This is a genomic window from Stutzerimonas sp. CXK-1, assembly GCF_057738225.1.
This window is the reverse complement of sequence record NZ_CM173217.1, coordinates 917672-930155: the sequence shown is the minus strand read 5'-3', so window position 1 is coordinate 930155 and position 12484 is coordinate 917672. Positions and strand designations below refer to the sequence as shown.

The following is a 12484-nucleotide window of genomic DNA, read 5'->3' as shown; positions in this document are numbered from 1 at the left end:
ATGTTGCTCCTCAGTGCCGTCGTTGAGGCAGGCTCGACATACCGCTGTGGAAGTCGCCTGGTCAGCCTGGATGCGTCCACCTCGGAGGTCCTGGGCAAGTGTGGCGAACCACAGGGACGCTCGCTGACCGGCTACAAGGAGATCGTCGACGACTATGGGTTCCGCCAGGAAGTCGCGGTCGAGGAATGGGTTTACGGCCCCACCCACGGCATGTACCACTACCTACGCTTCGAGGGAGGCCGGCTGCGCAACATTGACAGCCAGCGGGGCCAATAAAAAACCCCGCCATGGGGCGGGGTTTCAGTACAGGCTAACGGTCAGTCGGCGGCTTTCAGGCCGTCGGCAGCCACTTCGCGTACGCCTTTGATGCCCTTGGCCTTTGCGATCGCCGCCTCTTTCTCGGCCTCGGTCGCTACGGTGCCGGAAAGCGATACCACACCGTCTTTGGTTTCGACTTCAATCTGCATGCCCGGGGTCGCGTCTTCGACCAGCAGCACGGACTTCACTTTCGTGGTGATCCAGCCATCGGAGACAGCATCGCCTGCCTCTTCCATGGCGTGCTCAGCCTCCCGGGAGGCGTCATTGGCCGCGAGCATAGTCGCTTGGCTGTCGTCGATGGCAGGCGTGCTGGCTGCCATCGCGTATCCGGCGACCGAAACACTCAGAGCAGCACCAACGGCGGCAGCGGTAAGGGTCTGAATTTTCATAGCTGTCACTCCTGTTCTCGTGGTTTACGGGGCTCTTGCTCCCGCCCCGCTCTCTTGTTCAGAGTCGCAACCGACGTGCCAGGTTTCGTAGAAAGTTATTTCCCTTTTAAATCAGTAACTTGATAAACCAAAGTGGTTGACTGGCTGTTGCAGAGTGCAATTTTGCCTACCGTCCGGCTTGCAAACTGCATGTGATATCCGCCGTCAGCTCATACGAAAAAAGGGCCCGAAGGCCCTTTCTCTTACGCAACGAGACGGTCAGACGCCCGAAGCTTCGGCTGCCGCGACATCCTTGATCGACAGCTTGATGCGGCCACGGTTGTCCACGTCAAGCACCAGCACCTTGACTTCCTGGCCTTCCTTCAGCACGTCGGTGACTTTCTCGATGCGCTGATCGCTGATCTGCGAAATGTGCACAAGACCGTCCTTGCCCGGCAGGATGTTGACGAAAGCGCCGAAGTCGACGATGCGCTCGACCTTGCCGACGTAGATCTTGCCGATTTCGGCTTCGGCAGTGATGCCCAGCACGCGCTGCTTGGCCGCTTCTGCCGCTTCCTTGGTTTCGCCGAAGATCTTGATCGAGCCATCATCTTCGATGTCGATCGAGGCCTTGGTTTCTTCGCAGATGGCGCGAATGGTGGCGCCACCCTTGCCGATCACGTCGCGAATCTTGTCTTGGTCGATCTTCATCGCCAGCATGGTCGGAGCGTTGGCCGACAGCTCGCTGCGCGATTGGGCAATGACCTGATTCATCTGACCAAGGATGTTCAGGCGTGCTTCCAGCGCCTGCCCCAGAGCGATCTCCATGATCTCTTCGGTAATGCCCTGGATCTTGATGTCCATCTGCAGCGCGGTTACGCCGTTGGCGGTGCCGGCAACCTTGAAGTCCATGTCGCCCAGGTGGTCTTCGTCACCGAGAATGTCGGTCAGTACGGCGAACTTGTCACCTTCCTTGACCAGGCCCATGGCGATACCGGCTACCGGCGCCTTCATTGGCACGCCGGCGTCCATCAGCGCCAGCGAGGCACCGCACACCGAAGCCATCGAACTCGAACCGTTCGATTCGGTGATCTCGGATACCACGCGAATGGTGTAGGGGAACTCATCGGCCGACGGCAGCATGGCGGCGACGCCACGACGAGCGAGACGGCCATGGCCGATTTCGCGGCGGCCGGCGCTACCCATACGCCCACACTCGCCGACGGAGAACGGCGGGAAGTTGTAGTGCAGCATGAAAGCGTCTTTCTTCTCGCCTTCCAGCGTGTCGAGCAGCTGCGCATCGCGCGCGGTACCCAAGGTCGCAACAACCAGCGCCTGGGTTTCACCACGGGTGAACAGGGCCGAACCGTGGGTCTTGGGCAGTACCCCGACCTCGATTTTCAGCGGGCGCACGGTACGGGTGTCACGGCCATCGATACGCGGTTTGCCGTTTACGATGTTCTCGCGAACGGTGCGGTACTCCAGCAGGCCGAACGCCTCCTTGACCTCGCCGACGCTCGGCTGGCCTTCGCCCTCGGTGGCGAAGCGGGCGATGACCTGCTCGCGCAGCTGATCCAGACGGCTGTAACGCTGCTGCTTGATGGTGATGGTGTAGGCCTCGGAAATCGCCTCGCCGAACTCGGCCTTGATGGCCGACAGCAGCGCGGTGTTCTCGACCGGGGCACTCCACTCCCACTTCGGCTTGCCAGCCTCGGCGGCGAATTCCTTGACAGCCTGGATGACGGCTTGGAACTCCTGATGGGCGAACAGCACGGCGCCGAGCATCTGGTCTTCGGTCAGCTCCTGCGCCTCGGACTCGACCATCAGCACTGCTTCCTCGGTGCCGGCCACGACCATGTCGAGGCTCGAGGCCTTGAGCTGCTCGTAGGTCGGGTTCAGCAGGTAGCCGGTGCTCTCGTGGAACGCGACGCGCGCGGCGCCGATCGGACCGTCGAAGGGGATGCCCGAAATGGCCAGCGCAGCAGAAGTACCGATCATCGATGCGATGTCCGGATCCGTCTTCTTGCTGGTGGAAACGACGGTGCAGACTACCTGCACTTCGTTCATGAAGCCTTCCGGGAACAGCGGGCGAATCGGCCGGTCGATCAGGCGCGAAGTCAGGGTTTCCTTTTCCGACGGACGCCCTTCACGCTTGAAGAAGCCGCCGGGAATCTTGCCGGCTGCGTAGGTTTTTTCCTGATAGTGGACCGACAGCGGGAAGAAGCCCTTGCTCGGATCGGCATTCTTCGCACCTACCACGGTGACCAGCACAGCCACGTCGTCATCGACGGTGACCAGCACGGCGCCGGTGGCCTGACGGGCGATACGGCCAGTCTCCAGGGTTACGGTCGACTGACCGAACTGAAATTTCTTGGTTACCGGATTCACGGTGTTTTCCTTCTCTTTGTTGCCTTTGGGGAAATCGGCAGGAACCTCGGGAGTCGGCCCGATCACTCCTGCAAAAACCAAAAAGCCGAAAGCCCGAAGCTGTAGCGGAGCGTGGCTCCGACTCTCAACCTCAGGCTTCCAGCTTCAGGCTTCCAGCTCGCAGCGTCTTAGCGACGCAGGCCCAGACGACCGATCAGGGTGCTGTAACGAGTGGTGTCCTTACCCTTCAGGTAATCCAGCAGCTTGCGACGCTGGTTGACCATGCGGATCAGACCACGACGGGAGTGGTGGTCCTTGCCGTTGGCCTTGAAGTGGTCCTGCAGCTTGTTGATGTTGGCGGTCAGCAGGGCTACCTGCACTTCCGGAGAACCGGTGTCGCCTTCAGCTTGCTTGTACTCGTTAACGATCTGGGCTTTTTCTTCAACGCTCAGTGCCATGATGGGCTCCTTGAGTGAACAGGCCGGGATAGGCTCCCGTGTGAGTAGTAAGAGGCATGACCGTGCCTGCTGACAGCCACCCTCGACGCCCCCATAACGGAGGCGATCGGTCATTCCGACCGAATCAACCGACGCGGCGCTACACGCCCATCGTCCGACACTTCACCGATTCCGATGAAGCGCCCGTTCTGATCTTGCACTCGAACCATGCCGAAAGCTGGCGCATCCGGCGCGCGTACAGGCTGGCCATGTAGCCAGTAGTAGGCGCTGTGCTCGGAAAAGCTCAGCAATGGCCAATGCTGCAAACCGCAATCGACCGGCTTCAGGAAGCGGTCGAGCGCCTCGCTGCCACCTTCGCCATGAGCCTGCTCCAACGCCTCAAGACTGACCGTGTCAGCCAGAACGAAGGGACCCGCCTGGGTCCGCCGCAGCTCTGCCACATGCGCACCACAGCCGAGCGCTCTGCCGATATCCTCGACCAGGGTGCGGATGTAGGTGCCTTTGCTGCAGGAAACCGCGAGCCGCACACGGTCGCCGATCACCTCCAGCAATTCGAGGCGCGTAATGGTAACAGAACGCGCCTCACGCTCCACTACTTCTCCGGCTCTGGCCAGCTTATAGAGTGGCTGCCCATCGCGCTTCAGCGCCGAGTGCATTGGCGGGACCTGTTGGATATCGCCGCGGAAACGAGGCAACACGGCTTCGATGTCGGCCGCGGACAGCGCTACCGGACGGCGCTCGAGCACGTCGCCCTCGGCATCGGCCGTGCTGGTCGTCACGCCGAGCTGCGCCACCGTCTCGTAGGCCTTGTCGGCATCGAGCAGGTACTGCGAAAACTTCGTCGCCTCACCAAAGCACAGCGGCAGCACCCCGGTCGCGAGCGGATCCAGGCTGCCGGTGTGTCCAGCCTTTTCGGCATTGAGGAGCCAGCGCACTTTCTGCAACGCAGCGTTGGAGGTGAAGCCGCGCGGCTTGTCGAGCAGAATGATGCCGCTCACCGAGCGACGAATGCGTTTGACCTGAGCCACGCTTACTCCTCGCGCCCTTCGCCGTGCTTGCGATCTTCTGCCACGGCGCGCTCGATGAGCGAGGACAACTCGACGCCGCGGCGAATGCTCGCATCGTATAGAAAGTGCAATTGGGGAATGGTGCGAACCTTCATTGCTTTGCCCAGTTGCATACGAAGAAATCCGGACGCCTCGCCGAGAATGTGCAGGTTGGTGGAGATCGCCTGCTCGTCGTCATCCTTGCCCATCACGGTGATATATACCTTGGCGTGTGACAGGTCACGGGTGACGTCAACCCCGGTAATGGTCACCAGCCCGAGGCGCGGATCCTTGATTTCACGCTGAATCAACAGTGCCAGCTCTCGCTGCATCTGATCGCCGATACGTTGTGTTCGGCTGTAGTCTTTGGCCATAAAACTGCCTCTAGCTGCAAGCTGCAGGCTTGGAATTCATCGAGCCGCAAAGCCAAACGGCAAGCGCCAAGTGGAACAGGTCGCACTTGAAGCTTGCCGCTTGAGCTTGCCGCCTGGGTGGTTATAGCGAACGCGCCACTTCGACCTTCTCGAATACCTCGATCTTGTCGCCAGCCTTCACGTCGTTGTAGCTCTTCACGCCGATACCGCATTCCATGCCGGCGCGCACTTCGGCGACATCGTCCTTGAAGCGACGCAGCGACTCCAGCTCGCCTTCGAAGATCACCACGTCGTCACGCAGCACGCGGATTGGACGGTTGCGGTAGACATTGCCCTCGAGGACCATGCAGCCGGCGACCGCGCCGAACTTCGGTGAGCGGAACACCTCGCGGACTTCGGCGACGCCCAGGATATTCTCCCGCACATCACTGCCAAGCATGCCGGACAGCGCCTTCTTGACGTCTTCGATGATGTCGTAGATGACGTTGTAGTAACGCAGATCCAGGCCTTCCTGCTCGACAATCTTGCGTGCGCCCGCATCGGCACGCACGTTGAAGCCGAACAGCACGGCGTTGGATGCCAGCGCAAGGTTGGCGTCGCTTTCGGTGATACCACCGACACCGCCACCGATCACGCGCACCTGCACTTCTTCGTTGCCCAGGTCGCCGAGCGAACTCTGCAGCGCTTCCAGCGAGCCACGAACGTCGGCCTTGAGGACGATGTTCAGCGTCTTCTTCTCGTCCTGACCCATGGTTTCGAAGATGTTTTCCAGCTTGCCGGCATGCGCACGGGCCAGCTTGACCTCGCGGAACTTGCCCTGACGGAACAGCGCGATCTCGCGCGCCTTCTTCTCGTCGGCCACCACGATCAGCTCGTCGCCGGCCTCAGGCGTGCCGTCGAGGCCGAGGATCTCGACCGGAATGGACGGCCCGGCTTCCTTGATCGGCTTGCCATTCTCGTCGAGCATCGCCCGAACACGGCCGTAGTTGACGCCGCACAGGACCATGTCGCCCTGGCGCAGCGTACCGTCCTGAACCAGCACGGTGGCTACCGGGCCACGGCCCTTATCCAGACGCGACTCGACGACGACACCACGGCCAGGCGCGGTCGGCGTCGCCTTGAGTTCAAGCAACTCGGCCTGCAGCAGGACCGCTTCGAGCAGTTCGTCGATACCGGTACCGGCCTTGGCCGAAACCGGAACGTAGGGCGCATCGCCACCCCACTCTTCGGGGATCACGTCGAGCGCAGCCAGGCCGTTCTTGATGTTGTCCGGATTGGCTTCCGGCTTGTCCATCTTGTTCACAGCGACCACGATCGGCACACCGGCTGCCTTGGCATGCTGCACAGCTTCCTGCGTCTGCGGCATCACGCCGTCGTCGGCCGCCACCACCAGAATGACGATGTCGGTCGCCTTCGCACCACGCGCACGCATGGCGGTAAATGCTGCGTGACCGGGGGTGTCGAGGAAGGTGACCATGCCACGGTCGGTTTCCACGTGGTAGGCACCGATGTGCTGGGTGATACCACCCGCCTCGCCCGCAGCAACCTTGGCGCGACGGATGTAGTCGAGCAGCGAGGTCTTGCCGTGATCGACGTGGCCCATGACCGTCACCACCGGCGCACGGGAAACAGCCTCGCCTTCGAACTTCAGCGATTCGGCCAGTTGCTCTTCGAGCGCGTTGTCGCTGACAAACTTGACCTTGTGCCCCAGCTCTTCCGCTACCAGCTGAGCGGTTTCGCGATCGAGCACCTGATTGATGGTGACCGGCGAACCAAGCTTGAACATGAACTTGATGACTTCGGCGGCCTTCACCGACATCTGTTGCGCCAGCTCCGACACGGTGATGGTCTCGCCGATGGAAACCTCACGCACCACCGGCCCGGTCGGGCTCTGGAAGCCATGCTGATTGCGCTTCTTGAGCTTGGACTTGCCGCCACGACCGCCGCGACGGAAACCGTCGGCGTCGTCGTCGCCACTGCGCACGGTGCGAGTCAGCGGCGCCTTGCTCTTGAGCGACGGGCGGTGCTGCGCATGCTTGCGGTCACGACGCTCATCGTCGTCGCGCGCCTTTTCCGTGCGACGCGGTTCTTCCACGCGGCGGGGCTCCTCGCGCTTACGCTCCTCAGCCGCCGGCGCAGGCGCTTCTACCGCAGCAGCCGGTGCAACGGGTGCGGGCTTCGCCTCGGCCTCGGCGCGGGCGCGCTCTTCAGCCTGCCGACGGGACTCTTCCTCTGCGCGCTGGCGAGCCTCTTCCTCAGCCTTGGCGCGCGCGGCCTCTTCGGCGGCTCGCTGCTGCTCGAGTTCGCGCTGCTTTTCCGCCTCGATTTCGTCGGCGCTGCGCTTGACGAAGGTCTTCTTCTTGCGCACTTCGACGCTGATGGTCTTGCTGCCACCCACTTTCAGTTTGGTGGTGGTCTTGCGCTGCAGCGTGATCTTGCGCGGCTCGTCCACCTTGGCTCCATGGCTGCTCTTCAGATGCGCCAGCAGAGCCTGCTTTTCGTTATCGGTCACTACTTGCTCGGCGCTGGTGTGCGACAGTCCCGCTTCGCGCATCTGCTGAAGCAGGCGCTCGACCGGTGTGTCGACCACCTGGGCCAGTTCTTTCACCGTGACTTGCGTCATGCATTTCTCTCCTCAGGCCGCTTAATTAACTCACTCGAACCAATGGGCTCGGGCGGCCATGATCAGCTTGCCGGCACGCTCTTCATCGATGCCGTCTATCTCGAGCAGATCATCGATCGACTGCTCGGCCAGGTCTTCGCGGGTAACAACGCCGCGGACTGCCAACTCGACTGCCAATTCCTTGTCCATGCCCTCCAGCGCGAGCAGATCTTCCGCCGGCTGGGCGTCGGCCAATTTCTCCTCGGTGGCAATCGCCTTGGTCAGCAGACGATCCTTGGCGCGGGTGCGCAGCTCATTGACGATGTCTTCGTCAAAGCCGTCGATGCCAAGCATTTCCTCCATCGGGACATAGGCGATTTCTTCGAGGGTGCTAAAGCCTTCCTCGACGAGTACCTGCGCCAGCTCCTCATCGACGTCCAGTTCGTCTACGAAGTGACGAAGGATGTCGCCGGTCTCCTCCTGCTGCTTGGCCTGGATATCCGACTCGGTCATCACATTCAGCGTCCAGCCAGTCAGCTGACTGGCCAAGCGCACGTTCTGACCGCCACGCCCAATGGCCTGGGCGAGGTTATCCTCGGCCACAGCGATATCCATGGCGTGAGCATCTTCGTCGACGATGATCGCAGCGACTTCGGCCGGCGCCATAGCATTGATCACGAACTGGGCCGGGTTCTCGTCCCACAGCACGATATCGACGCGCTCGCCGCCGATTTCGCCGGAGACGGCCTGTACGCGCGAGCCTCGCATGCCAATACAGGCGCCTTGCGGATCGATACGCTTGTCCTTGGAACGAACAGCGATTTTCGCGCGCGAGCCCGGATCACGCGAGGCAGCCATGACCTCGATGAGCCCTTCGGCGATTTCCGGAACTTCGATACGGAACAGTTCGATGAGCATCTGCGGGGCCGTACGCGACAGGATCAGCTGCGGGCCACGATTCTCCGTACGGATTTCCTTCAGCAGCGCGCGCATCCGAGCACCAACACGGAAGGTTTCCCGCGGGATGATGTCTTCGCGAGCCAGCAACGCCTCAGCGTTATTGCCCAAATCGACGATCACGCTATCGCGTGTGACCTTCTTCACCGTGCCGGAAATGATCTCGCCAACGCGATCACGATAAGCCTCGACGACCTGCGCACGCTCAGCCTCGCGAACCTTCTGCACGATGACCTGTTTAGCCGTCTGCGCGGCGATGCGGCCGAACTCGATGGACTCGATCTTTTCCTCGAGTACATCTCCGATCTTCGCATCGGGCTTGCGCTCCTGCGCCATGTCCAGGGTCAGCTGGTGAGCCGGATCCTCGAAATCCGCTTCTTCGACCACCGTCCAGCGGCGGAAGGTTTCGTAACTTCCATTCTGACGATTGATCTGCACGCGCAGATCGACCTCGTCTTCATAGCGCTTCTTGGTGGCGGTCGCCAGGGCCAATTCGAGCGCTTCGAATATCAGGTTGGCCGGCACGCCCTTTTCGTTGGATACCGACTCTACAACTAGCAGTACTTCTTTACTCATCGTACGCCTCGCCTATCGCAATCCTTTGGGTTCGCGGGATCCGCGCTCAATCAAAACGGGGAACAATGTTGGCCTTGTCGATCAGATCGATCGGCAACAGATACTCATGATCATCCACCAGCACTACGACATCCTGGTCCTCTACGCCGCGCAGGACGCCCTGAAAGTTGCGCCGCCCTTCGAAAGGCGAACGCAGCTTGATTTTCACCTGGTCGCCCACATGCGTAGCGTATTGCTCCAGCGTGAAAAGAGGACGATCCATGCCTGGCGAGGACACTTCGAGCGTGTAATCCACACTGATCGGGTCCTCCACGTCGAGGACACCGCTCAACTGACGGCTCACTTTTTCGCAGTCTTCGATGAAGATGCCGTCCGGATGATCGATATAGACCCGCAACAGTGAATGGCGCCCCTGGGACAGAAACTCGATCCCCCAGCATTGATAGCCGAGCGCCTCGACCACGGGGGCCAACAAGGCCTGCAACTGTTCTAGCTTGCTCGACATCGAAGTCCCTCGCGCATGCTCTAGAAATGAAAAATGGGCGCAACGCCCATCCCTGACAGCCGCCTGTAAGTGCCGGCGACCTGGCTTGAAGCTAATAAAAAGCCCCTTTTGAAGGGGCTTTTTATCAACTGGTTGCGGGGGCTGGATTTGAACCAACGACCTTCGGGTTATGAGCCCGACGAGCTACCAGACTGCTCCACCCCGCGCCAAACTGGGCACGAATCATACAACCACTCGCACCAGCACGTCAAGAAACAAGAAAGCCCGCACTTGGCGGGCCTACTTGTTTGGTACCGAGGAGGGGACTCGAACCCCTACAGCCTATGGCCACTACCACCTCAAGGTAGCGTGTCTACCAATTCCACCACCTCGGCAAAACCCTTACGGCTTCTGCTGCTCCTGAGGAACGTCTGACGCTCCTTTTTCCAGAACCGGCACATCACCAGTTGCTGGCTCCGCAGCCGGAACCTCCAACACCGCCGGATCAGGCAAGCCTGCCTCCGACAACGCGCCTGCCTGCTGCTTCGCAAAAAAAGCCAAGCCCAAGCTGGTCACGAAAAAAACGGCGGCCAGTATAGCAGTAAATCGACTCAGAAAGGTAGTACTACCTTGACTACCGAACACCGTTGCCGATGCCCCCGACCCGAATGAGGCTCCCGCATCGGCACCCTTGCCGTGCTGCAGCAGCACCAATACAACCACACCCAGAGCAACCAGCAGATGCACCACAATCACAACAGTCTGCAACATCTGTTCAGTTCCCCGCGGCGCGACAAATCGCACCGAACTCATCTGCTTTCAGGGAAGCGCCACCCACAAGCCCCCCATCGATATCCGGCATGGCGAACAGCTGCGCTGCATTATCCGCCTTAACGCTGCCGCCATATAGCAGCCGCGCCACCTCTGCGACTTCCGAATCATGCTCCGCGAGCATTCCACGAATTGCCGCATGAACTTCTTGCGCCTGCTCGGGCGCTGCCGTCAAACCGGAACCAATCGCCCAAACCGGCTCATACGCGATAACAGCACCAGCAAAACTGGCGATACCTCTATCAGCAATCACGCTCGACAACTGCTCGCGCACCACTTCCAAGGTTCGCCCTGACTCTCGCTGCTCGAGCGTTTCGCCAAGGCACAGCACAGGCACCAAACCGTTTGCCTGCACCGCAGCAAACTTTCGACTGATCGTTTCCAGCCCCTCTCCCAGTATCAAGCGCCGCTCGGAATGACCGACCAACACCCACTCGACACCGAGATCAGCCAATTGCGCCGCTGAACTCTCCCCCGTCAAGGCACCAAAACCACTTTCTACCGAGCAATCCTGCGCCCCAACAGAGATCGGCGTTCCCGCGACGCTCGCAATCACCTTTTCAAGATGCATTGCGGATGGAAAGACGACCACATCAATATCCGGCGATAATTCTTGCTCGCGCAACGAATCGATCAGCTTTGCAACGCTGGCGCGGGTACCGTTCATCTTCCAGTTACCTGCAACCATCTTGCGCCGCATGCTTTACCTCGTCGGTCAAAGTGGGCGCAGATGTTACTCAACGACCCGCACCCTGGCAAGCCTGTTATTCACAAACTTTTGCCACCACCGCTGCGAGGTGCTCAGCATGCTGACGCACTACCGATTCCTCGTCGCCTTCTACCATCACTCGCACTAACGGCTCGGTGCCCGATTTGCGCAGCAATACTCGCCCGCGACCGGCCATTTGGCGGTCCACCTCGTCACAGGCCGCCTGCACATCGGGATTGCTCAGCGGATCGACGCCTCCCTTGAGCCTGACGTTGATCAGGACCTGTGGGCACTTACGCCAGGCCAAGCGCTCCTGAGCGAGCGTCTGCCCGCGACGACGCAGCGCAAGAACCACTTGCAGCGCAGCGATGATCGCGTCACCGGTAGTGGTGTGCTGGGAGCAGACGATATGACCGGAATTCTCACCGCCCAGCTGCCATCCCCGCTCCAGCATTTCGGCGATCACGTAGCGATCACCAACCTTGGCCCGCGAGAACGGGATCTCTCGATCCTTGAGCGCCAGCTCGAGCCCAAGATTGCTCATCAGGGTCCCGACAACTCCGCCGGTGAGCCGCTCACGCTCCTGCAAGTCGGTGGCAATGATAAACAGCAGTTCATCGCCATCGACTACCGCACCAGTATGGTCGACCATCAGTACGCGATCACCGTCACCATCGAACGCGATACCCAGATCGGCGCCTTGCTCAACCACAGCCTTCTGGAGCTGAGCGATGTGCGTCGAGCCGACATCGGCATTGATGTTCAATCCGTCCGGCTGGGCACCGATCACAGTCACCTGCGCGCCCAATTCACGGAAAACGCTCGGCGCCACCTTGTAGGTCGCACCGTGGGCGCAGTCGAGCACGATCTTGAGACCGGAAAAGTCGGTACTGGTCGGCACACTGCTCTTGCAGAATTCGATATAGCGGCCAGCCGCATCGTTGATTCGCGACGCCTTGCCGAGCTGCGCAGACTCGACCACGCTCATCGGCGCATCGAGCAGCTCCTCGATCATCAGCTCTACCTCATCCGGGAGTTTGGTACCGCGCCCGGAAAAGAACTTGATGCCGTTATCATGGTGCGGATTGTGCGATGCGCTGATGACGATCCCGGCGTCGGCATGGAACGTTCGGGTCAAGTAGGCGACCGCGGGAGTGGGCATAGGCCCGAGCAGCAACACATCGGCACCGGCAGCCGAGAGACCGGCCTGCAAGGCCGACTCAAACATGTAACCGGAGATGCGGGTGTCCTTGCCGACCAGGATCCGACACTTGCCCTGCCTGCGAAACGCCATTCCCGCGGCCCAGCCGAGCTTGAGCATGAAATCCGGGGTAATCGGATACTGACCGACATGCCCCCGAATACCGTCGGTGCCGAAATACTTTCTCATCGAA

At 60.6% G+C, this 12484-nt stretch carries 12 protein-coding genes and 2 tRNA genes; 1 reads left to right on the top strand and 13 read right to left on the bottom strand.

What is annotated here, in order from left to right:
* Complete coding sequence (locus AC0KXH_RS04425) at window positions 1-276, top strand: DUF2845 domain-containing protein (protein ID WP_061340570.1); 276 nt, start codon at window positions 1-3, stop codon at window positions 274-276.
* 41 nt (window positions 277-317) lie between these two features.
* Here the strand turns inward: AC0KXH_RS04425 and AC0KXH_RS04420 are convergent, their stop codons facing one another.
* From AC0KXH_RS04420 to glmM, 13 genes are all read right to left on the bottom strand, one after another.
* Window positions 318-707: a BON domain-containing protein gene (locus AC0KXH_RS04420; RefSeq protein WP_041111210.1), complete on the bottom strand. Its 390-nt coding sequence runs from the start codon at window positions 705-707 to the stop codon at window positions 318-320.
* A 258-nt stretch (window positions 708-965) separates the two neighbouring features.
* Window positions 966-3074, bottom strand: coding sequence for a polyribonucleotide nucleotidyltransferase (gene pnp, locus AC0KXH_RS04415; protein ID WP_041111212.1), 2109 nt, complete (start codon window positions 3072-3074; stop codon window positions 966-968).
* Between the two features lie 167 nt (window positions 3075-3241).
* A complete protein-coding gene (gene rpsO / locus AC0KXH_RS04410; RefSeq protein WP_003293213.1) occupies window positions 3242-3511 on the bottom strand; it encodes a 30S ribosomal protein S15 in 270 nt (89 codons plus the stop codon).
* Window positions 3512-3621: 110 nt separating this feature from the next.
* Window positions 3622-4539: a tRNA pseudouridine(55) synthase TruB gene (truB, locus tag AC0KXH_RS04405; protein ID WP_041111214.1), complete on the bottom strand. Its 918-nt coding sequence runs from the start codon at window positions 4537-4539 to the stop codon at window positions 3622-3624.
* Window positions 4540-4541: 2 nt separating this feature from the next.
* A complete protein-coding gene (gene rbfA / locus AC0KXH_RS04400) occupies window positions 4542-4931 on the bottom strand; it encodes a 30S ribosome-binding factor RbfA (protein ID WP_041111216.1) in 390 nt (129 codons plus the stop codon).
* A 121-nt stretch (window positions 4932-5052) separates the two neighbouring features.
* Window positions 5053-7554, bottom strand: a complete 2502-nt coding sequence (gene infB, locus AC0KXH_RS04395; RefSeq protein ID WP_061336866.1) for a translation initiation factor IF-2 — start codon at window positions 7552-7554, stop codon at window positions 5053-5055.
* A 30-nt stretch (window positions 7555-7584) separates the two neighbouring features.
* A complete protein-coding gene (gene nusA / locus AC0KXH_RS04390; RefSeq protein ID WP_043218764.1) occupies window positions 7585-9066 on the bottom strand; it encodes a transcription termination factor NusA in 1482 nt (493 codons plus the stop codon).
* A gap of 46 nt (window positions 9067-9112) precedes the next feature.
* Window positions 9113-9571, bottom strand: coding sequence for a ribosome maturation factor RimP (rimP, locus tag AC0KXH_RS04385; protein WP_041111222.1), 459 nt, complete (start codon window positions 9569-9571; stop codon window positions 9113-9115).
* Between the two features lie 129 nt (window positions 9572-9700).
* Window positions 9701-9777: transfer RNA gene (locus AC0KXH_RS04380), tRNA-Met, on the bottom strand.
* Between the two features lie 82 nt (window positions 9778-9859).
* Window positions 9860-9945: transfer RNA gene (locus AC0KXH_RS04375), tRNA-Leu, on the bottom strand.
* A gap of 7 nt (window positions 9946-9952) precedes the next feature.
* Entirely contained in the window at window positions 9953-10321 is a 369-nt protein-coding gene (gene secG, locus AC0KXH_RS04370; protein WP_041111224.1) for a preprotein translocase subunit SecG, read from the bottom strand.
* Between the two features lie 4 nt (window positions 10322-10325).
* A complete protein-coding gene (gene tpiA, locus AC0KXH_RS04365; protein WP_488224224.1) occupies window positions 10326-11081 on the bottom strand; it encodes a triose-phosphate isomerase in 756 nt (251 codons plus the stop codon).
* Between the two features lie 64 nt (window positions 11082-11145).
* Window positions 11146-12480: a phosphoglucosamine mutase gene (gene glmM, locus AC0KXH_RS04360; RefSeq protein WP_061336868.1), complete on the bottom strand. Its 1335-nt coding sequence runs from the start codon at window positions 12478-12480 to the stop codon at window positions 11146-11148.
* Between the last annotated feature and the right edge of the window lie 4 nt (window positions 12481-12484).

Excerpts from the sequence above, each read along its gene's own strand:
- nusA (WP_043218764.1), bottom strand. The coding sequence starts at position 9,066 with ATGAGTAAAGAAGTACTGCTAGTTGTAGAGTCGGTATCCAACGAAAAG.
- rbfA (WP_041111216.1), bottom strand. The coding sequence starts at position 4,931 with ATGGCCAAAGACTACAGCCGAACACAACGTATCGGCGATCAGATGCAG.
- AC0KXH_RS04420 (WP_041111210.1), bottom strand. The coding sequence starts at position 707 with ATGAAAATTCAGACCCTTACCGCTGCCGCCGTTGGTGCTGCTCTGAGT.
- rpsO (WP_003293213.1), bottom strand. The coding sequence starts at position 3,511 with ATGGCACTGAGCGTTGAAGAAAAAGCCCAGATCGTTAACGAGTACAAG.
- infB (WP_061336866.1), bottom strand. The coding sequence starts at position 7,554 with ATGACGCAAGTCACGGTGAAAGAACTGGCCCAGGTGGTCGACACACCG.
- glmM (WP_061336868.1), bottom strand. The coding sequence starts at position 12,480 with ATGAGAAAGTATTTCGGCACCGACGGTATTCGGGGGCATGTCGGTCAG.
- secG (WP_041111224.1), bottom strand. The coding sequence starts at position 10,321 with ATGTTGCAGACTGTTGTGATTGTGGTGCATCTGCTGGTTGCTCTGGGT.
- tpiA (WP_488224224.1), bottom strand. The coding sequence starts at position 11,081 with ATGCGGCGCAAGATGGTTGCAGGTAACTGGAAGATGAACGGTACCCGC.
- AC0KXH_RS04425 (WP_061340570.1), top strand. The coding sequence starts at position 1 with ATGTTGCTCCTCAGTGCCGTCGTTGAGGCAGGCTCGACATACCGCTGT.
- rimP (WP_041111222.1), bottom strand. The coding sequence starts at position 9,571 with ATGTCGAGCAAGCTAGAACAGTTGCAGGCCTTGTTGGCCCCCGTGGTC.